Consider the following 20,639-nt stretch of genomic DNA (forward strand, 5'->3'; position numbering starts at 1 on the left):
TTCCCGGTGTTCGCCGAGGCGTTCGACGCGGCGGTGGCCGAGCTGGACGAGCACCTGGCCCCGCATGTGGCTCGTCACCTGGCTTCGGCTGGGCTCGTGGACGGCCAGATGGCTGGGCAGGTCGACGACCAGGCGGCTGGGCAGGTGTCGGGTCGGGTGGCTGGGCTGGTGGGCGGCCGGCTGACCGGTGATGCGGCTGGTTCGTTGCGGGATGTGCTGTGGGGTTCTGACGCTGCGGTGCTGGATCGGACGGTGTTCGCTCAGGCGGGGTTGTTCGCTTTTGAGGTGGCGTTGTTCCGGCTGGTGGAGTCCTGGGGTGTGCGTCCGGATTTTGTGGCCGGTCATTCGATCGGTGAGATCGCGGCGGCGCATGTGGCGGGGGTGTTGTCGCTGGCGGATGCGGCGGCTTTGGTGGCGGCGCGTGGCGTGTTGATGCAGGCTCTGCCGTCGGGTGGGGCGATGGTGGCGATCGGCGCCGGCGAGGAGGAGGTCGCGGCGGCGCTGGAGGCGTTGAAGGCGCGGTCCGGGGGTGCGGTGGGGTCTGCGCTTGTGGGGATAGCGGCGGTGAACGGTCCTTCGTCGGTGGTGGTGTCGGGGGATGAGCTGGCGGTGCTGGAGATCGCCGCGGAGTTCGAGGCGTCCGGGCGTAAGGTGCGGCGGCTTCGGGTGTCGCATGCGTTCCATTCGCCGTTGATGGATCCGATGCTGGCGGAGTTCGGCTCGGTGGTGGAGGGGCTGTCGTTCAGCGCGCCGCGTGTCCCGGTGGTGTCGGCGTTGACCGGTGAGGTGGCCGAGGGCCTGGACTCGCCGGGCTATTGGGTGCGGCATGTGCGTGAGCCGGTCCGGTTCGCCGACGCGGTGCGGACTCTTGAGGCGAAGGGTGTGACCCGGTTCGTCGAGGTCGGCCCGGATGGGGTGCTGTCGGGGATGGGGCCTGACTGTGTTGCCCAGGACGGTGAGGCGGTGTTCGTGCCGTTGGTGCGTCGGGGCCGGGTGGAGCCGGTGTCGGTGGTTTCGGGTGTGGGGCAGTTGCATGCGGTGGGTGTGGCGGTGGACTGGTCGGCGTTGTTCGCCGGGACCGGCGCCCGGCGGGTGGACCTGCCCACCTACGCCTTCCAGCGCCAGGACTACTGGCTGACCGCACCGACGACGGGTGGCGTCTCGGGGATCGGCCAGGAGTCGATGGAGCATCCGCTGCTCGCCGCCGCGGTCGCCCTGCCGCATACCGGCGGGCTGGTGCTGACCGGAAGCGTGTCCCTGACCACGCATCCCTGGCTCGCCGATCACGACCTGCGGGGCACGGCCGTGTTCCCCGCGACCGGCTTCCTGGACCTGGCGATGCACGCCGCGAACCAGGTGGGCCGCGACGTGGTGCGGGAACTCACCGTCGACGCGCCGATGTGTCTCCCCGAGAGCGGGTCACTGGCCCTGCGCGTCGTCGTGGACGCCCCCGACGAGGCGGGCGACACGCCCGTGAGCGTCTACTCACGCGGGAACGGCGACGACCTGCCGTGGACGCGTCACGCGACCGGCCTCCTCGCCACCGGAGCGGGAACACCCGGCGGGCGCGTCGAATGGCCGCCGCCGGGCGCGGAGCCCGTCGACGTTGAAGACGCGCACCGGCTGCTGCTGCGACGCGGTTACGGCTACGGCCCGACGTTCCAGGGACTCCGGGCGGCGTGGCGGCGCGGGGACGAGGTGTTCGCGGAGGTCGCCCTCCCGGAGGACGCGCAGGCCGGGCGTTTCTCCCTCCACCCGGCACTGCTGGACGCGGCGTTGCAGGTCTCCCGGCTCGCCGGGGGAGGGGCCGCCGATGACGTCACCGTGCAACCGGCCGCCTGGACCGGTGTGTCGCTCCACACCGCCGGCGTCACCGAGCTCCGGGCGCGGATCACGCCGTCGGCGCACGGCGGCGTCGAGCTGGCGGTGACCGACGGACACGGCCGGCCGGTGCTGGAGGCGAGATCGGTGGTGTCCCGGCCGGTCGGCGCGGAGCAGCTCGCGGCCGGTGGCGGAAGCGGCGCGGGAGCGCTGTTCCGCGTGGACTGGCAGCGCGCGGAGCCGGCGGCCGGTGACAGAGGCACTGAAGACTGGGCGGTGCTGGGAGACGACGACTTCGGGCTCGATGTGCCGGTTCATTCAGATCTCTCCGCGCTCGTCGGATCGGTCGACGCGCGCGTCCCGGACCTCGTGCTGTACGCCTGCCCGCCGCTCGGCGGCGACGCGGCCGCCGGCGCGCGCTCGACCGCGGCGGCGGTGCTGGACCTGATGCGTCGCTGGCCGGCAGAGGACGGCCTGGCCGACGCGAGACTTGTCGTGGTCACGCGAGGCGCCGTCCCCGCAGGGGGCGACGCGGTGGATGTACGGCAGGCCCCGGTCTGGGGGCTGGTGCGCGCCGCGCAGGCCGAACACCCCGGCCGGTTCGTGCTGGCGGATCTCGACGCCTCCCCGCTGTCCCGCGCCGCGCTGCCGGCCGCGCTCGCCACCGGAGAGGCGGAGGTCGCCGTGCGCGCGGGCACGATCCTGACACCACGGCTGGCGAAGGTCGCCTCGACCGGCTGGCGGCCGTCGCTGTCGTCCGGCACCGTCCTCGTCACCGGGGGCACCTGCGGCGTCGGCGCGCGGCTCGCCCGGCATCTCGTGTCGGCGCACGGCGTCCGGCACCTGCTGCTGCTCGGCGACGCCGACGCGACGCCACCGCCCGGCCTCGACGCCGAGGTGACCGTCTCGGCGTGTGACCCGGCTGACCGGGACGAGCTGGCGAAGCTGCTGCTCGACATCCCCGCCGACCGCCCGCTGGTCGCGGTGGTCCATGCCTCCGACGCCGTGGACAACGCGCTCATCGGCACGCTCACCGAGGAGCGACTTACCCGGGTGCTGCGGCCGAAGATCGACGCCGCGTGGAACCTGCACGAGCTGACCTGCCGGACCGAGCTCGGCGCGTTCGTGCTCGTGTCCTCGTCCAGCGGGCTGATGTACGGAACCGGCCAGGCCAACCACGCCGCCGCGAGCGCCTTCCTTGACGCGCTCGCCTGGCACCGGCGCTCGCTCGGTCTGCCCGCCCTCTCGCTCGCGTACGGCCCGTGGGACGTTGGGGACGATCCGGACGACGACGGGACGCGGCGGCGGCTGAGCCGGCTGGGCCTGCCCACCCTGACCGGCCCCGCCGGCCTGGACCTGCTCGACCGTGGCCTCGGCTGCGCCGAGCCGGTGCTGGTGCCGCTGCACCTCGACCACGGCGTCCTGCGGGCGGCGGCGACCGAACTCCCCGCGCTCCTGCGAGGGGTGGTGCGCGTTCCGCTGCGGCGGCCCGACGCGAGCTCCGGCGATGATCTGCGCCGCCGCCTGGCCGGAGCGAGCCGGGAGGAACGCGGACGCGTCCTGCTCGAACTGGTCCAGACGCACGTGGCCGCGGTGCTGGGCCACCCGTCCACGAGCGCGGTGGAACCCGATCGGGCCTTCCAGGAGCTCGGGTTCGACTCGCTCGCCGCGGTCGAGCTGCGCAAACGGCTCACCACGGCGACCGGCGCGCGGCTGGCTGCCACTCTCGCGTTCGACCACCCGACGTGCCGCGCGGTCGCCGGGCACGTCGACGACCTGATCGGCACGCCGGAGACGGACCTGATGCGGCCCGTGCTCGGCGAGTTCCAGCGTCTGGAGGCGGCGCTGGCGGCGTTCACCCCGGTCAACGGCGACTTCGCCTCCGTCAGCGCCCGGCTGGAGGCGTTGCTCCGCAAGTGGAACGACGCGCACGGCGGGGCGCTCCGCGTCCTGGCCGGCCACGACTACGAATCCGCGACCGACGACGAGCTGTTCGAGGTGCTCGACGGCGAGCTCGGGGTCTCCTGATGCACGGCGTCACTCCGGTCGAGAGGCTGATTGAGGCATAGATGAGCAACGACGAGAAGCTGCGGGCGTACCTCAAGCGCGCCACCGCCGAGCTCCAGGACACGCGGCGGCGCCTGCGCGAGGCCGAGGCCGGGAACCGTGAACCGATCGCGATCATCGGGATGAGCTGCCGTTTCCCCGGCGGGGTCCGCTCACCCGAAGATCTCTGGCACCTGGTGGCGACCGGCGCCGACGGGGTGTCCTCGCTCCCCGAGAACCGCGGCTGGGACGTCGGCGGACTGTACGACCCGCGGCCCGCCACCCCGGGGAAGACCTACGCGCGGGAAGGCGGGTTCCTGCACGACGCCGGCGAGTTCGACGCGGACTTCTTCAAGATGAGCCCGCGCGAGGCCCGGGAGACCGATCCCCAGCAGCGGCTCCTGCTGGAGAACGCCTGGGAGCTGTTCGAACGCGCGGGGATCGATCCGACGTCGGTGCGCGGAACCCGGACCGGCGTGTTCGTCGGCATCGTCTACCACGACTACGCCGTGGGCGGCGGCGCCGGCGGCATGGCCAGTGTCGCGTCCGGCCGGGTCGCCTACACGCTCGGGCTCGAAGGCCCGGCGGTTTCGGTCGACACCGCCTGCTCGTCGTCCCTGGTCGCCATGCACTGGGCGAGCCAGGCCCTGCGTACCGGCGAGTGCTCGCTCGCGGTGGCCGGCGGGGTGACCGTCATGGCGCGGCCCGACTCGTTCGTGGGGTTCAGCCAGGACCGCGGGCTGTCGCCCGACGGCCGGTGCAAATCGTTCGCCGCGGCGGCCGACGGCACCGCCTGGGGTGAAGGCGTCGGCCTCCTGCTGCTGGAGAAGCTGTCCGACGCTCTCGACAACGGTCATGAGGTGCTCGCCGTCCTGCGCGGGTCGGCGGTCAACTCCGACGGGGCCAGCAACGGCCTCACGGCGCCGAACGGTCCTTCGCAGCAGCGGGTGATCCGCCAGGCGCTCGCGAACGCGGGACTGTCGGCCTCCGACGTGGACGCCGTGGAGGCGCACGGGACCGGGACGACGCTGGGCGACCCGATCGAGGCGCAGGCGTTGCTGGCCACCTACGGACAGGACCGCGACCGCCCGCTGTGGCTGGGATCGCTGAAGTCGAACATCGCCCACGCGCAGGCCGCCGCGGGTGTCGCCGGTGTGATCAAGATGGTGCAGGCGATGCGCCACGGGCAGCTGCCCAAGACGCTGCACGTGGACGAGCCGACGCCCAAGGTCGACTGGTCGGACGGGAACATCCGGCTGCTCACGGAGGCCACCGCCTGGCCGGAGAACGGGCATCCGCGCCGGGCCGCCGTCTCCTCCTTCGGCCTCAGCGGAACCAACGGGCACGTCATCATCGAGCAGGCGCCGCCGGCCGCCCCCGACGAGACCCCCGCCCGGCCCGCAGGGCGAGCCTCGGCGGTCCCGCTGGTCGTCTCGGCCAGGAGTTCCGACGCGCTGCGCGCGCAGGCGGCACACCTGCTGTCACATCTCGCGTCCTCGCCCGGGCCGGCGCCCGTCGACCTCGCGTTCTCGCTGGCGACCACGCGCGCGGCGCTGGAGCACCGCGCCGTCGTCGTCGCCGCCGACCGGGAGGAACTCCTGCGCGGGCTGCGCGCGGTGGCCGAGGGCAGGGCGGCCGCCGACGTCGTCTGCGACGTGGCGCGTCCCGATCGCCGGGTGGCGTCGATGTTCACCGGTCAGGGCGCGCAGCGGCTGGGGATGGGCCGGGAGTTGCACGCCGAGTTCCCGGTGTTCGCCGAGGCGTTCGACGCGGCGGTGGCCGAGCTGGACAAGCACCTGGCCCCGCATCTGGCCCGTCACTCGGACGGTCCGCCGGCTGGGCTCGCGGCCGAGTCCGCAGCCGGCCAGGCGGCCGAGCAGGTGTCGGGTCGGGTGGCTGGGCTGGTGGGCGGCCGGCTGACCGGCGATGCGGCTGGTTCGCTGCGGGATGTGCTGTGGGGTTCCGATGCTGCGGTGCTGGATCGGACGGTGTTCGCTCAGGCGGGGTTGTTCGCTTTTGAGGTGGCGTTGTTCCGGTTGGTGGAGTCCTGGGGAGTTCGTCCGGACTTCGTCGCCGGTCATTCGATCGGTGAGATCGCCGCGGCGCATGTGGCGGGGGTGTTGTCGCTGGCGGATGCGGCGGCCCTGGTGGCGGCGCGTGGCACGTTGATGCAGGCCCTGCCATCGGGTGGGGCGATGGTGGCGATCGGCGCCGGCGAGGAGGAGGTCGCGGCGGCGCTGGAGGCGTTGCAGGCACGGGCCGGGGCGGCGGGGTCGGCGCTTGTGGGGATAGCGGCGGTGAACGGTCCCGCGTCGGTGGTGGTGTCGGGGGACGAGCGGGCGGTGCTGGAGGTCGCCGGGGAGTTTGAGGCGTCCGGGCGTAAGGTGCGGCGGCTTCGAGTGTCGCATGCGTTCCATTCGCCGTTGATGGATCCGATGCTGGCGGAGTTCGCCTCGGTGGTGGAGGGGCTGTCGTTCAGCGCGCCGCGTGTCCCGGTGGTGTCGGCGTTGACCGGTGAACTCGCCGAGGGCCTGGACTCGCCGGGGTATTGGGTGCGGCATGTGCGTGAGCCGGTCCGGTTCGCCGACGCGGTGCGGACCCTTGAATCCAACGGTGTGACCCGGTTCGTCGAGGTCGGCCCGGACGCGGTGCTGTCGGGCATAGGGCCCGACTGCGTCGCACAGGACGGCGACTCGGTGTTCGTGCCGCTGTCCCGGCGCGACCGCGACGAGGAACGGCAGGCCGTCCTCGCTCTCGCGCAGGCACATGCGCGCGGGATGGCCGTCGACTGGCCCGCCTTCTTCGCCGGGAGGGGCGCCAGGCGCGTGGACCTCCCCACCTACGCCTTCCAGCGCCTGCACTACTGGGCGGAGTCCACGTCCGGCCCGTCGGGGCCCGCCGACCTGGGAGAGTCCGGATTCTGGGACGCTTTGCGGCAGGAGGACCTGGCGTCGCTCGCCGACCGGCTGGACGTCGCGCCCGACGCGCTCGGCGAGGTGGTCCCGGCGCTGTCGGACCTGTGGGACGACCACCGCGATCACAACGTCGTGGACTCGTGGCGGTACAAGATCGCATGGAGGCCGATCGCGGAGCGGCCCGAAACCACCCTCTCCGGAACCTGGATCGTCGCCGTCCCCCCGGCCGGCCACGCGGGCGAGACGGTCGCCCCGGTCGTCAGGGGACTGCGCGACCGCGGCGTGGACGTCGTCACGGTCGAGGCAGGGGAGCGCGCCGACCTCGGGGAACTGCTCCGCCGGTGGTCCGGCGGCGAGTCGCCGGACGGCGTCCTGTCGCTGCTCGCGCTCGACGACCGCCCGCACCCGCTCCATCCCGAGCTGTCGGCCGGATGCGCCGGCACGGTGGCGCTGGTCCAAGCCCTCGGCGACGCCGGCGTGACCGCGCCGCTGTGGTGCGTCACCGCCGGAGCGGTGGCGGTTACCGGCTCCGCGGAGGTGTCCGCCCCGGCGCAGGCCGCCGTGTGGGGACTCGCCGCCGGCCTCGCGCTGGACCACCCGGACACCTGGGGCGGCGTGGTCGACCTGCCCGGCGAACCCGACGAGACCGCCGTGGGCCGGCTGTGCGACGCGCTGTCCAGGACGGACGGCGAGGACCAGATCGCGGTGCGGACGGCAGGGCTGTTCGCGCGGCGCATGGTACGGGCGCGACTCGGCGGGACCGCGCCGCTCGCCCGGCCGGAGCGGGCCTGGCGTCCCCGCGGCACCATCTTGATCACCGGCGGGACGGGCGGCCTCGGCGCGCACGTCGCCCGCATGCTCGCGGCCGGAGGCGCGGAACACCTCGTCCTGACCAGCCGCCGGGGCATGGCGGCCGAGGGCGCCGGCGAGCTGGCGGCCGAGCTGGCCGCGCTCGGAGCCCGCGTGACGATCACCGCCTGCGACGTGGGCGACCGGGAGTCGGTGAGCCGGCTGCTCGGCGCGCTGCCGGAGCATGACCTGACGGCGGTGGTGCACGCGGCCGGTGTCTCGCAACGCATCGCGTCGCTCTCCGAGCTGACGATCGCGGAGTTCGCCGAGGTCGCCAGGGCCAAGGTGGCGGGCGCCCTGCATCTGGACCAGGTGCTGGGCGACCGGCCGCTGGACGCCTTCGTGCTCTTCTCCTCCGGATCGGCGATCTGGGGAAGCGCCGGGCAGGCGGCCTACGCCGCCGCCAACGCCGTGCTCGACGCGATCGCGCACCGGCGCAGGGCGGGCGGACGCACCGCGACGTCGATCGCCTGGGGCTCGTGGGACGGCGGCATGGTGGACGCCGAGCTGAGCGCGATGCTGCGGCGGATGGGCATGCCGGTCATGGCGCCGAGGACGGCGATCGCCGCCCTCGGGCAGGCGCTCGACCACGACGAGAGCCACCTGGTGGTCGCCGACGTGCAGTGGGCCCGGTTCGCCCCCACCTACACGCTGGCCCGGCGGCGCCCGCTGCTGGACGCCCTGCCGGAGGTGGCCGAGATCCTCGCAGGCGAGGAGAAGGCCGAATCCTCCTCCGGGCAGGACCTGGCCGCCGCCCTCGCGGGCATGTCCGAGGCCGAGCAGGCCCGTACGCTGCTCGACCTGGTACGCGACCACGTGGCGGCGCTGCTCGGCCACGACGACGCGGCCGCGGTCGGCCCCGACCGGACCTTCGGCGACCTCGGCTTCGACTCCGTCTCCGCGGTCGACCTTCGGACCCGGCTGAGCGCCGCCACGGGACGCGCCCTGCCGACCACCATGATCTTCGACTTTCCCACCCCGGCGGAGCTCGCGAGGTACCTGCGGAACGAGCTGTGCCAGGACGGCGGCGGCGCCGAGGCGCTGCCGCTGCTCGCCGACCTGGACCGGCTCGAACAGGCGGCCATCGCCCTCGCGCCGGAGGAGATCGAGCGGACGGGGATCGTCGGGCGGATGCGGACCCTGATGGAGCGCCTGACCGCGACGGCGGGCGGCGGAACGGATACGGGACACGACCTCGCGGACGCCTCGGCCGACGAGGTGTTCGACTTCATCGATCGCGAACTCGGGCTCGCCTGAGCTGGCATACAGCGGCTTTCTTTAGCAGATGACCTGGGGACGGGACATGGCGAACGACGAAAAGCTCCTCGAATACCTCAAGCGGGTCACCACGGACCTGCAGCAGGCCCGCACGCGGCTGAAGGAGGTCGAAGGCCGCGAAGGCGAGCCCATCGCGATCATCGCCATGGCCTGCCGCTATCCGGGCGGGGTGACCTCCCCGGAGGACCTGTGGCGCCTGGTCGCGGACGGCACCGACGCGATCTCCGAGTTCCCCGCCGACCGCGGCTGGAACCTCGACGGCCTGCACGACCACGACGCCGGCCGCACCGGCACCAGCTACGTGAGCGAGGGCGGCTTCGTCAACGACGTGACCGGCTTCGACCCGGGATTCTTCGGCATCAGCCCCAAAGAGGCCCGTGCGATGGACCCCCAGCAGAGGTTGATGCTGGAGGTCTGCTGGGAGGCGTTCGAGCGCGCGGGCGTCGACCCGCTGTCGGTGCGAGGCGACCACGTCGGGGTCTTCGCGGGCTCCGGCATGCAGGACTACGCCTACGTGCTGGACGCCGCCCCGGAGCTGGCCGAGGCGTACATGACCACGGCCAGCGCGTCCTCGGTCATCGCCGGGCGGGTCTCCTACACCCTGGGCCTGGAGGGGCCGGCCGTCACCATCGACACGGCGTGCTCCTCCTCCCTGGTGGCGTTGCACCTCGCGGCCCAGGCGCTGCGGCGGGAGGAGTGCTCGCTGGCCCTGGCGGGCGGCGTCATGGTCATGTCGACCCCGGGGCCGTTCATCGTGTTCAGCCGCCAGCGCGGGCTCGCGCCCGACGGCCGCTGCAAGTCGTTCTCCGACGACGCCGACGGCACCGGCTGGTCGGAGGGGGCCGGGATGCTGCTGCTGGAGCGCCTGTCCGACGCCCGGCGCCACGGCCACCCGGTCCTGGCCGTGGTGCGCGGATCGGCGGTCAACCAGGACGGCGCGTCGAACGGCCTCACCGCGCCGAACGGCAACGCCCAGCAGCGGGTGATCCGGCAGGCGCTGGCCGGCGCCCGGCTGCGCGCGGACGAGGTCGACGTCGTGGAAGGGCACGGCACCGGGACCACACTGGGCGATCCGATCGAGGCGCAGGCCCTGCTGGCCACCTACGGGCGGGCGCGTGCCGAGGGACGGCCGCTCTGGCTCGGGTCGTTGAAGTCGAACATCGGCCACGCGCAGGCCGCGGCGGGCGTCGGCGGCGTGATCAAGATGGTCGAGGCGATGCGCCACGGCCTGATGCCGAAGACCCTGCACGTCTCGGAGCCGTCGTCCCACGTCGACTGGACGGCGGGCGAGGTCAGGCTGCTCACCGATGCCGTCGCCTGGCCGCAGAACGGCCACCCGCGCCGGGCCGGCGTCTCCTCCTTCGGCGTCAGCGGCACCAACGCGCACGTGATCATCGAGGAGGCTCCGCGCGATGAGCCCCCGGCCACGGACGAGACCGCCGTCCCGGACCGGGACCCGCGGAGCCGGCCCGCGGGGCGCCTGCTTCCCTGGCCGGTCTCCGGGCACGGCGAGAGCGGTCTGCGCGCCCAGGCACGGCGCCTGCTGGAGCATGTGGAAGCCCGGCCGGAGCTGTCGCCGGCGGACGTCGGCTTCTCGCTGGCCACCTCGCGCGCCGCGCTGGAGAACCGCGCGGTCGTGGTCGGCCAGGACCGCGCCGAGCTGCTGCGGGGCCTGGCGGCGCTGGCCGGCGGCGAGGCCGTCCCTGGAGTGCACGCCGGAACGCCCCTCGCGGGCGGCACGGCCTTCCTGTTCACCGGCCAGGGCGCGCAGCGGCTCGGAATGGGCCGGCAGCTGCACGCGGGCTTCCCGGTGTTCGCCGAGGCGTTCGACGCGGCGGTGAACGCGCTGGACGAACACCTGGCCCGGCACCTGGACGGGCAGGCCGACAAGCCGGTGACCGGTTCGCTGCGGGAGGTGCTGTGGGGTTCGGACGCCACGGCGCTCGACCAGACGGTGTTCGCCCAGGCAGGGCTGTTCGCCTTCGAGGTGGCGCTGTTCCGGCTGCTGGAGTCCTGGGGAGTGCGCCCGGACTTCGTCGCCGGGCATTCGATCGGTGAGGTCGCGGCGGCGCATGTGGCGGGGGTGATGTCGCTGGCGGACGCGGCGGCCCTGGTGGCGGCGCGTGGCGCGTTGATGCAGGCCCTGCCGCGAGGCGGCGCGATGGTCGCGATCGCCGCCGGCGAGGACGAGGTCGCCGCCGTGCTCGACGTGCGGGCGGGGTCCGCGCTGGTCGGCATCGCGGCGGTGAACGGCCCTTCGTCGGTGGTGCTGTCCGGGGACGAGCGAACGGTGCTGCGCGTCGCCGCGGAGTTCGAGGCGGCCGGACGCAAAGTGCGGCGGCTCCGGGTGTCGCACGCGTTCCACTCGCCGTTGATGGACCCGATGCTGACCGCGTTCGCGCAGGTCGTGGGCGAGCTCTCCCTGTCGCGGCCGGACATCCCGGTGGTGTCGGCGGTGACCGGCCAGCCGGCCGAGGGCCTGGACTCGCCGGGCTACTGGGTGCGGCACGTGCGCGAGCCGGTGCGGTTCTGCGACGCGGTGCGTGCCCTTGAGATCAACGGCGTCACCCGGTTCGTCGAACTCGGACCGGACGCCGTCCTGTCCGCGATCGCCGGCGACTGCCTGGCCGACGCGGAGGACGCGGTCCTGGCGGCCACCTCACGGCGGGGACGCGACGAGGAGGACGAACTGGTCCGCGGCCTGTGCCAGGCGTACGCGGGCGGGGTCGCGGTGGACTGGCCCGCCTTCTTCGCCGGCACCGGCGCCCGCCGGGTGGACCTGCCCACCTACGCCTTCCAGCACAAACGCTACTGGGTCGACGCCACGGCGGGCGCGGGAGACGTGGGCGCGGTCGGCCTGGAGGTGGCCGAGCACCCGCTGCTGGGCGCGGTGGTGCCCTCCGCCGACTCCGACGGCGTGATGCTCACCGGGTCGCTGTCGGCGGGCACGCATCCGTGGCTGGCCGAACACGCCGTGAACGGCGCGACCCTGCTGCCGGGCACCGGCCTGCTCGAACTGGCCGTGCGAGCGGGCGACGAGGTCGGCTGCGGCGTGGTGGAGGAGCTCACCCTCGGGACGCCGCTGCTGCTGCCGGAGCGGGGCGCGGTCGCCGTCCAGGTCGTGGTGGGCGCCTCGGACGAGTCCGGCCGCCGCTCGGTGCGGATCTACTCCCGGGCGCCCGGCGCGGAATGGACGCCGCACGCCGAGGGAGTGCTCGCCCCATGGGGCCGGGCGCCCGCGTTCGAGCCGGGGGAGTGGCCGCCCGCCGAGGTCGGCGGGCAGGACCACGACGCGGCGGGACGGCGTCCGGGACGAACGTTCGCCGAGGTCACGCTGCCCGAACAGATCCACGACCAGGGCAAGCGCTTCGGACTGCACCCCGCGCTGCTCGACGCGGCGCTGCGCGAGGCGCTCACCGCCGACCGGGACGACCAGGCCCTGGTCCCCGTCGCGTGGCGGGGCTTCACCCTGCACGCGATCGGCGCGGACACCCTGCGCCTGGAACTGTCCTGGCGGAACGAGAACGAGGCGTCGCTGCGGGCGGCCGACGCGACAGGGACGGCCGTGGCCTCCGCTGAGTCGGTGACGTTCGCCGAACCCGCGGGCGCCGCGCGCCGCGCGCCGTCGCTGTACGGCGTCCAATGGTCGCCCATCCCGGCGGGCGAGGCCGCCGGCCCGCCATTGGCGCGATGGGAGGACCTCCCACCCGACGGCCAGGTGCCGGGCACCGTCGTCCTGGAGTGCGCCACACCGGACGGCGAGGTGCCGGCGGCGGTGCGCACGCTGGCGGACCAGGTGCTCGGCACGGTTCAGGCATGGCTCGCGGACGACCGGTACGCGTCCTCGAAGCTGGTCGTGGTGACGCGGCACGCCGTCACCATCGACGGCGGCGACGCGACCGATGTGGTCCAGGCGCCCGTCTGGGGCGTGGTGCGCGCGGCGCAGGCCGAGAACCCCGGCCGGTTCGGCCTGGTCGACATCGACGGCGCGCCCGCCTCGGCCGGGGCCGTACAGGCCGCGGTCGCCACGGCCGAGCCCGAGACGGCGGTCCGCGAGGGCCGCGTCCTGGTGCCCCGCCTCGCCCGCGTCGACCGGCCGCTCGAACAGCCCGCGCCCGCCTCGCCCTGGCGCGGCACCGTGCTCGTCACCGGCGGCACCACCGGCCTCGGCGCGCTGGTGGCCAGGCACCTGGTCGCCGAGCACGGGGCGCGGCGTCTGGTGCTGACCAGCCGCCGCGGCATGGACGCGCCGGGCGCCGCGGAGCTGGTCGCCGAGCTTACGGCGACGGGCGCCGAGGTGGACGTGGTGGCGTGCGACGTGGGCGACCGGGACGCCGTCGCGCGACTGCTGGCCGGCATCCCGGCCGAGCACCCGCTGACCGGCGTCGTGCACGCGGCCGGCGTGGTCGACAACGGGCTCACCGAGGCGTTGACCCCCGAGCGGATGGACACGGTGCTGAGGCCCAAGGTGGACGCGGCCTGGCACCTGCATGAGCTCACCGAGCACCTGGACCTGTCCGCGTTCGTGCTGTTCTCCTCGGCAGGCGGCCTGGTGCTGGCCGCCGGCCAGGGCAACTACGCCGCGGCGAACGTCTTCCTGGACGCGCTCGCCGCCCGGCGCAGAGCGTCCGGCCTGCCCGCCACCGCCATCGCCTGGGGCCTGTGGGGAGTGCAGACCGGCCTCGCCGACTCCCTGGCGGACGCCGAACAGCGGATGCGGCGCGAGGGCCTGCCGGCCCTGCCGACCGAGGACGGCCTGGCGCTGTTCGACGCCGCGGTCGCCACCGGCGAGACCGCTCCGGTCGCCCTCCGGGTGGACCGGACGGTGCTGCGGTCCCGCACCGACGAGCTCCCCGCCCTGCTGCGCGGGCTCGTCCCCGCGCGGGCCCGGCAGGCGGCGGCGTCCGGCCGCGCCGCCGTCACCTCGAACCTGGAGCGCCGGCTGGCCGGCCTGGCCGACGACGAACGCGACGCCGTGCTGCTGGACATGGTCCGCGGCCTGGTGGCGGGGGTGCTCGGGCACGACACCATGGACGAGATCGAGCCCGGCCGCGCCTTCCAGGAGCTCGGCTTCGACTCCCTCGCCGCCGTCGAACTGCGCAACCGGCTCAACACGGCGACCGGCCTGCGGCTGCCCACCAGCCTGGTCTTCGACCACCCGAACGCGCGCGCGGTGGCCAGGTACCTGGCCGCCACCGTCGGAGGGACGGCGGACGCCGCGACCGGCCCGGTCACCGCGCAGCGGACCTCGTCCGACGACGACCCCATCGCGATCGTCGCCATGGCCTGCCGCTACCCCGGCGGGGTGGCCTCCCCCGACGATCTGTGGCGGATCGTCGCCGAGGCCCGCGACGTCATCACCCCGTTCCCCGACGATCGCGGCTGGGACATCGAGGAACTGTACGACCCGGCCGCTCAGCGGCCGAACACCAGCCACACGCGCGAGGGCGGCTTCCTGCACGACGCGGCGGACTTCGACCCGGCCTTCTTCGGGATCAGCCCGAACGAGGCGCTGATCATGGACCCGCAGCAGCGGCTGCTGCTGGAGACCTCGTGGGAGGCGTTCGAGCGGGCCGGCATCGACCCGGAGTCCCTGCGCGGCAGCAAGACCGGGGTGTTCGCCGGGCTGTCCTACCACGACTACGCCGCCAACAGCGGCACCGGCGCCATCGCGTCGGGCCGGGTGTCGTACGTGTTCGGGCTCGAAGGTCCCGCGGTCACCGTGGACACCGCCTGCTCGTCGTCCCTGGTCGCGCTGCACCTGGCGGTGCAGGCGCTGCGGTCGGGCGAGTGCTCACTGGCGCTCGCGGGCGGCGTGACCGTGATGGCGACCCCGGAGGTGTTCGTCCAGTTCACCCGGCAGCGCGGAATGTCGCGTGACGGCCGCACCAAGCCGTTCGCGGCCGCCGCCGACGGGACGAGCTGGGCGGAGGGCGTCGGCGTGCTGCTGGTCGAGCGCCTGTCGGACGCGCGCAAGAACGGGCACCGGGTGCTCGCCGTGGTGCGCGGCACCGCGATCAACCAGGACGGCGCGTCAAACGGGCTCACGGCGCCGAACGGCCCCTCCCAGCGGCGGGTGATCCGTCAGGCGCTCGCGAACGCCGGAGTGCCGGCGTCCGAGGTGGACGCGGTGGAGGCGCACGGGACGGGTACGACGCTGGGTGATCCGATCGAGGCGCAGGCGTTGCTGGCGACTTACGGTCAGGATCGTGATCGTCCGTTGTGGCTGGGGTCGATCAAGTCGAATATCGGTCATACGCAGGCTGCTGCGGGTGTGGCGAGTGTGATCAAGGTGGTGCAGGCGATGCGCCACGGGGTGATGCCCAAGACGTTGCATGTGGATGAGCCGACGCCGCATGTGGACTGGTCGGCGGGTGATGTGCGGTTGCTGACCGAGGCGCGGGAGTGGCCGCAGAACGGGCATCCGCGGCGGGCGGGGGTGTCGTCGTTCGGTATCAGCGGCACCAACGCGCACGTCATCATCGAACAGGCGCCGTCCTCGGACGCCGAGACCGCCGCCCCCGAGGAGAAGCGCGACGGAGAGCCGGCGATCCCCTGGGTGCTGTCGGGGAAGACCGAACACGCCCTCCGGTCACAGGCCGAGCGCCTGCTGTCCCACCTCGGCACCGAGACCGGGCAGAGCCCCCTGGACATCGGGTACTCCCTGGCCAAGGACCGCACGCTGCTGGACCACCGCGCCGTCGTCCTCGGCACCGGACCCGACGACTTCCGGCGCGGCCTGGCGGCGCTCGCCGAGGGCGAGACGGCGCCGGGCCTGCACGCCGGAGCGCCGGTCAAGGGCGGCACGGCCCTGCTGTTCACCGGCCAGGGCGCGCAGCGGCCGGGGATGGGCCGGGAGCTGCACGCGAAGTTCCCCGTGTTCGCCGAGGCCTTCGACGCGGCGGTGGCCGAACTGGACTGGCACCTGGCCGGACACCTGAACGGGCACGTACACGGGCAGGTGGCCGGTTCGGTGCGCGATGTGCTGTGGGGTTCCGACGCCGCGGCGCTCGATCGGACGGTGTTCGCTCAGGCGGGGTTGTTCGCTTTCGAGGTGGCGCTGTTCCGGCTGGTGGAGTCCTGGGGTGTGCGCCCGGACTTCGTCGCCGGTCATTCGATCGGTGAGGTCGCGGCGGCGCACGTGGCGGGGGTGATGTCGCTGGCGGACGCGGCGGCCCTGGTGGCCGCGCGTGGCGGGTTGATGCAGGCTCTGCCGTCGGGCGGTGCGATGGTGGCGATCGGCGCCGGCGAGGACGAGGTCACCGCGGCACTGGAGGCGCGGACCGGGTGTGCGCTCGTGGGCATCGCGGCGGTGAACGGTCCCGCGTCGGCGGTGGTGTCCGGGGACGAGCGGGCGGTGCTGGAGATCGCCGGGGAGTTCGAGGCGTCCGGACGCAAGGTGCGGCGGCTTCGGGTGTCGCACGCGTTCCATTCGCCGTTGATGGATCCGATGCTGGCCGAGTTCGGCTCGGTGGTGCAGGGGCTGTCGTTCAGCGCACCGCGTGTCCCGGTGGTGTCGGCGCTGACCGGTGAACTCGCCGAGGGCCTGGACACCCCGGAGTACTGGGTGCGGCATGTGCGCGAGCCGGTCCGGTTCGCCGACGCGGTGCGGACCCTTGAATCCAACGGTGTGACCCGGTTCGTCGAGGTCGGCCCGGACGCGGTGCTGTCAGGCATGGGGGCCGCGTGTGTCGCCGACGACGGCCGGTCGGTGTTCGTCCCCCTGACCCGCCGCGACGGCGACGAAGCGCGGGAAGTGCTCTCCGCGCTGGCCTCCTGCCACGTGCGCGGCGTCCCGGTCGCGTGGGAACGGTTCTTCAGCGGCCGCGGCGCGCGATCGGTGGACCTGCCCACCTACGCCTTCCAGCGCCAGCGGTTCTGGCTGAACTCCCTGGACTACTGGCGGGACGCCTGGGCGGGCGCGTCGACCGGATCCGGCGACGTCGCGTCGGCCGGCCTCGACGTGCCCGGCCATCCCCTCCTCGGCGCCGTCGTCGCCTCGCCGGACTCCGACGCCTACGTCATGACCGGACGGCTGTCGGTGGCCGCGCAGCCCTGGCTGGCCGACCACGTGTTCGGCGACATGGTCATCTTCCCGGGCACGGGATTCGTGGAGCTGGCGATCAGAGCCGGTGACCAGGCCGGATGCGCGACCGTCGACGAGCTGACCATCCTGTCGCCGCTGGTTCTGCCCGACCGCGGCGGAGTCGCCCTGCAGGTCGTCGTCGGACCGGGCGACGCCGCCGGCGCCCGATCCGTGGACGTCTACTCCCGCGGTGAGGACGACGCCGCAGCCTGGACCAGGCACGCCACCGGATCACTCGTGCCCGGCGCGGCCGCCCCGTCGTTCGACCTGTCCGCATGGCCGCCCCCCGGCGCCACCTCCGTGGATCTCAAGGGCTTCTACGAGACCACGGCCGAGGCGGGCCTGGCGTACGGCCCGGCCTTCCAGGGGCTCAACGCTGTGTGGACCTCCGGCGAGGACGTCTACGCCGAGATCACCCTCCCCGCGCCGGTGGAGGAACAGGCCGGCGCGTTCGGCATCCATCCGGCGATCCTCGACGCCGGGCTCCACGCGGCCATGTTCACCGGGACCCTCGGCGACCAGGCCGCGCTGCCGTTCGCGTGGTCCCAGGTGACCCTGCACGCGACGGGCGCCTCCCACCTGCGGGTCCGGCTGTCGCCCGCCGGACGCGGCGCCCTCGAACTGGTCGCGGCCGACGGCACCGGCAGACCGGTCGCGTCGGCGGCGTCGCTGACGCTGCGCCCGGTCTCGGCCGAACAGCTCGCGACGGCCCGGCCGGCGTTCCACGACTCGCTGTTCCAGGTCGAGTGGTCACCGGTCGCCCTCCCGGCGGCGGAGCCGATCACGGTGGCGGAATGGGACGCGCTCACCGGCGAAGTCCCCGTACCCGAGGTCGTCATCCTGGCCGTCGAGGGCGGAGACGACGCCGCGGCGGTCCGCGCCGCCCTCCACCGGACGCTCGAAGCGGTGCGGAACTGGCTGGCCGACGACCGCTTCGCGGACTCCACGCTCATCGTGCGCACCCGCGGCGCGACGGCGCTCCCCGGCGGGGAACCGCACGACCTCGCCGGCGCGGCGGTGTGCGGGCTCGTACGGTCCGCGCAGTCGGAGAATCCCGGCCGCATCGTGCTGGTGGACGTGGACGACAGCGCGGACCTGCCCGCCGCCGCCTCCTCCATCCTGGCCTCCGGCGAGCCGCAGCTGATGGTCCGCGACGCGGTCGCCTACGCCGCGCGGCTCGCCCGGGTCCCCGCCGGACCGGCCGTGGACGCGAGCGTCTTCGACGACGGCGGCACGGTGCTGGTCACCGGCGGGACCGGCGCGCTCGGGCGGCTGGTCGCACGGCACCTGGTCCAGAGCCGCGGCGTGCGGAGCCTGATCCTGGCGAGCCGTCGCGGGCCTTCCGCGCCAGGGGCGACGGAACTGCGGTCGGAGCTGGCCGAACTCGGCGCGGAGGTCACGATGGTCGCCTGCGACCTGGCCGACCGAGCGGCGGCGGCCGAACTGCTCTCCGGCCTGTCGCTGACCGGCGTGGTCCACCTGGCCGGCGTCCTCGACGACGGCGTGATCGGCTCGCTGACGCCCGAACGCGTGGACGCGGTCCTGCGCCCGAAGGTCGACGCCGCACTGAACCTGCACGAACTCACCCAAAGCATGAAACTGACGGCGTTCGTGATGTTCTCCGGAGCGGCGGGCGTCCTCGGCGTCGCCGGTCAGGGCAACTACGCCGCGGCCAACTCCTTCCTCGACGCGCTGGCCCTGCGCCGGCGCGCCGCCGGACTGCCCGCCCAGTCCCTCGCCTGGGGCCTGTGGGACGTCGGCGACGGCATGGCCGGCACCCTGTCGGAGACCGACCAGCAGCGGGTCGGCCGCACGGGCGGCCGGTCGCTGGACGCCGGCCAGGCGTTGCGGCTGTTCGACGTGGCCACGGCGCTGGACGCGGCCGTGCTCGTCCCCGCCCGCGTGGACCTCGACGTCATGCGCGACCGCGCGGAGACGCCCGCGCTGTTCCGCGGTCTCGTCCGCGGCGTCAGACGCCGGACGGCGGAGGCCGGATCCGACGCGCCGGCGACCTTGCGGCACCGCCTCGCCGGCCTGCCGGAAGACGAACGGGCGGCGGCGCTGCTCGACGCCGTCCGCGCCGAGGCCGCCGTGATCCTGGGCCACGCGGGACCGTCGGCCATCGAACCGGACAAGGCGTTCAACGAGCTGGGGTTCGACTCGCTGAGCGCGGTCGAGTTCCGCAACAGGATCAACTCCGTCACCGGACTGCGGCTGCCGCCGACATTGGTCTTCGACTACCCGAGCGCCCGGGACCTCGCCGAGCACATCGGCGCCGAGCTCGCGCCCGAGAAGGGCCGCGACGGGGCCGCCGGGCCGGGCGAGGACCAGGTCCGCAAGATCCTGCAGTCGATCCCGCTGAGCCGGATCCGCGACTCGGGACTGATGGAGGGCCTGCTCCAGCTCGCGGGTGTCCGCGCGGAGCACGCCACGGCCGACGACGGCGGCGGCGGCGGGGGCGAATCGATCGACGTGATGGACGCCGACAGCCTGATCAGCATGGCACTGGACACCGCAGACCTCGATGACGAGACATGGGAAGCGTGAAGACATGACCACCTCTGACGAGAAGCTGGTTCAGGCCCTCCGCGCGTCGCTGAAGGAGACCGAACGGCTCCGCGCGCAGCAGCGCAAGCTGACCGCCGCGACCCGCGAGCCGATCGCGATCGTCGCCATGGCCTGCCGCTACCCCGGTGACGTCGACTCGCCCGAGGCACTGTGGAACCTGGTCGCGACGGGCACCGACGCCATCTCCGAATTCCCCGCCAACCGCGACTGGGACGTCGACCACCTGTACGACCCGGCCGGCGAGCGGCCGAACACCACCTACACCCGCGAGGGCGGCTTCCTGCACGAGGCGGGGGAGTTCGACGCGGAGTTCTTCGGGATCAGCCCGAACGAGGCTTTGATCATGGACCCGCAGCAGCGCCTGCTGTTGGAGGCGTCGTGGGAGGCGTTCGAGCGGGCGGGTATCGATCCGGCGACGTTGAAGGGCAGTTCGACCGGGGTGTTCGCCGGGATGATGTACCACGACTACGTCACCAACAGCAGCACGGGCGCGATCGCGTCGGGCCGGGTGTCGTATGTGTTCGGTCTTGAGGGGCCGGCGGTGACGGTGGACACGGCGTGTTCGTCGTCGTTGGTGGCGATCCATCTGGCGAGTCAGGCGTTGCGGTCGGGTGAGTGTTCGCTGGCGTTGGCCGGTGGGGTGGCGGTGATGGCGACGCCGGAGACGTTCGTCGAGTTCAGCCGTCAGCGTGGGTTGGCGCGTGATGGCCGGTGCAAGTCGTTCGCCGCGTCCGCCGACGGAACCGCGTGGGGCGAGGGCGTCGGGATGCTGCTGCTGGAGCGGTTGTCGGACGCGCGGCGTAACGGGCATCCGGTGCTGGCGGTGGTGCGCGGGTCGGCGGTCAACCAGGACGGCGCGTCCAACGGCCTGACCGCCCCGAACGGCCCCTCGCAACGAAGAGTGATCCGCCAGGCGCTGGCGAACGCGCGGCTCTCCGCCGACCAGATCGACGCGGTGGAGGCGCATGGGACCGGGACGACGCTGGGTGATCCGATCGAGGCGCAGGCGTTGCTGGCGACCTATGGGCAGGATCGCGATCGTCCGTTGTGGCTGGGGTCGATCAAGTCGAATATCG

5 protein-coding genes are annotated in these 20,639 nt (G+C 73.8%); 4 read left to right on the forward strand and 1 reads right to left on the reverse strand.

What is annotated here, in order from left to right; all coding sequences use genetic code 11:
• A partial coding sequence (locus tag ACFO60_RS39855; protein ID WP_380852431.1) for a hypothetical protein occupies positions 1-345 on the reverse strand: 345 nt, incomplete at its 3' end.
• Between ACFO60_RS39855 and ACFO60_RS39860 the strand changes: the two genes are divergently transcribed.
• From ACFO60_RS39860 to ACFO60_RS39875, 4 genes are all read left to right on the forward strand, one after another.
• Positions 253-3,849 carry a KR domain-containing protein gene (locus ACFO60_RS39860; RefSeq protein ID WP_380852428.1) on the forward strand — a complete coding sequence of 1,199 codons (3,597 nt, stop codon included), beginning with the start codon at positions 253-255 and terminating at the stop codon, positions 3,847-3,849. The genes ACFO60_RS39855 and ACFO60_RS39860 overlap by 93 nt on opposite strands.
• A gap of 41 nt (positions 3,850-3,890) precedes the next feature.
• Positions 3,891-8,888, forward strand: coding sequence for a type I polyketide synthase (locus tag ACFO60_RS39865; protein ID WP_380852419.1), 4,998 nt, complete (start codon positions 3,891-3,893; stop codon positions 8,886-8,888).
• Positions 8,889-8,934: 46 nt separating this feature from the next.
• Positions 8,935-19,542 (forward strand): SDR family NAD(P)-dependent oxidoreductase, encoded by a 10,608-nt coding sequence (locus ACFO60_RS39870; RefSeq protein WP_380852422.1) that lies wholly within the window; start codon positions 8,935-8,937, stop codon positions 19,540-19,542.
• A 4-nt stretch (positions 19,543-19,546) separates the two neighbouring features.
• Positions 19,547-20,639, forward strand: a 1,093-nt coding sequence (locus tag ACFO60_RS39875; RefSeq protein ID WP_380852425.1) for a beta-ketoacyl synthase N-terminal-like domain-containing protein, incomplete at its 3' end; no start/stop codon positions are given.

The organism is Sphaerisporangium dianthi (assembly GCF_042654065.1).
GTDB classification, from domain to species: domain Bacteria; phylum Actinomycetota; class Actinomycetes; order Streptosporangiales; family Streptosporangiaceae; genus Sphaerisporangium; species Sphaerisporangium dianthi.

Coding starts and splice junctions, on each gene's coding strand:
- ACFO60_RS39865 (WP_380852419.1), top strand. CDS start 3,891: ATGAGCAACGACGAGAAGCTGCGGGCGTACCTCAAGCGCGCCACCGCC.
- ACFO60_RS39870 (WP_380852422.1), top strand. CDS start 8,935: ATGGCGAACGACGAAAAGCTCCTCGAATACCTCAAGCGGGTCACCACG.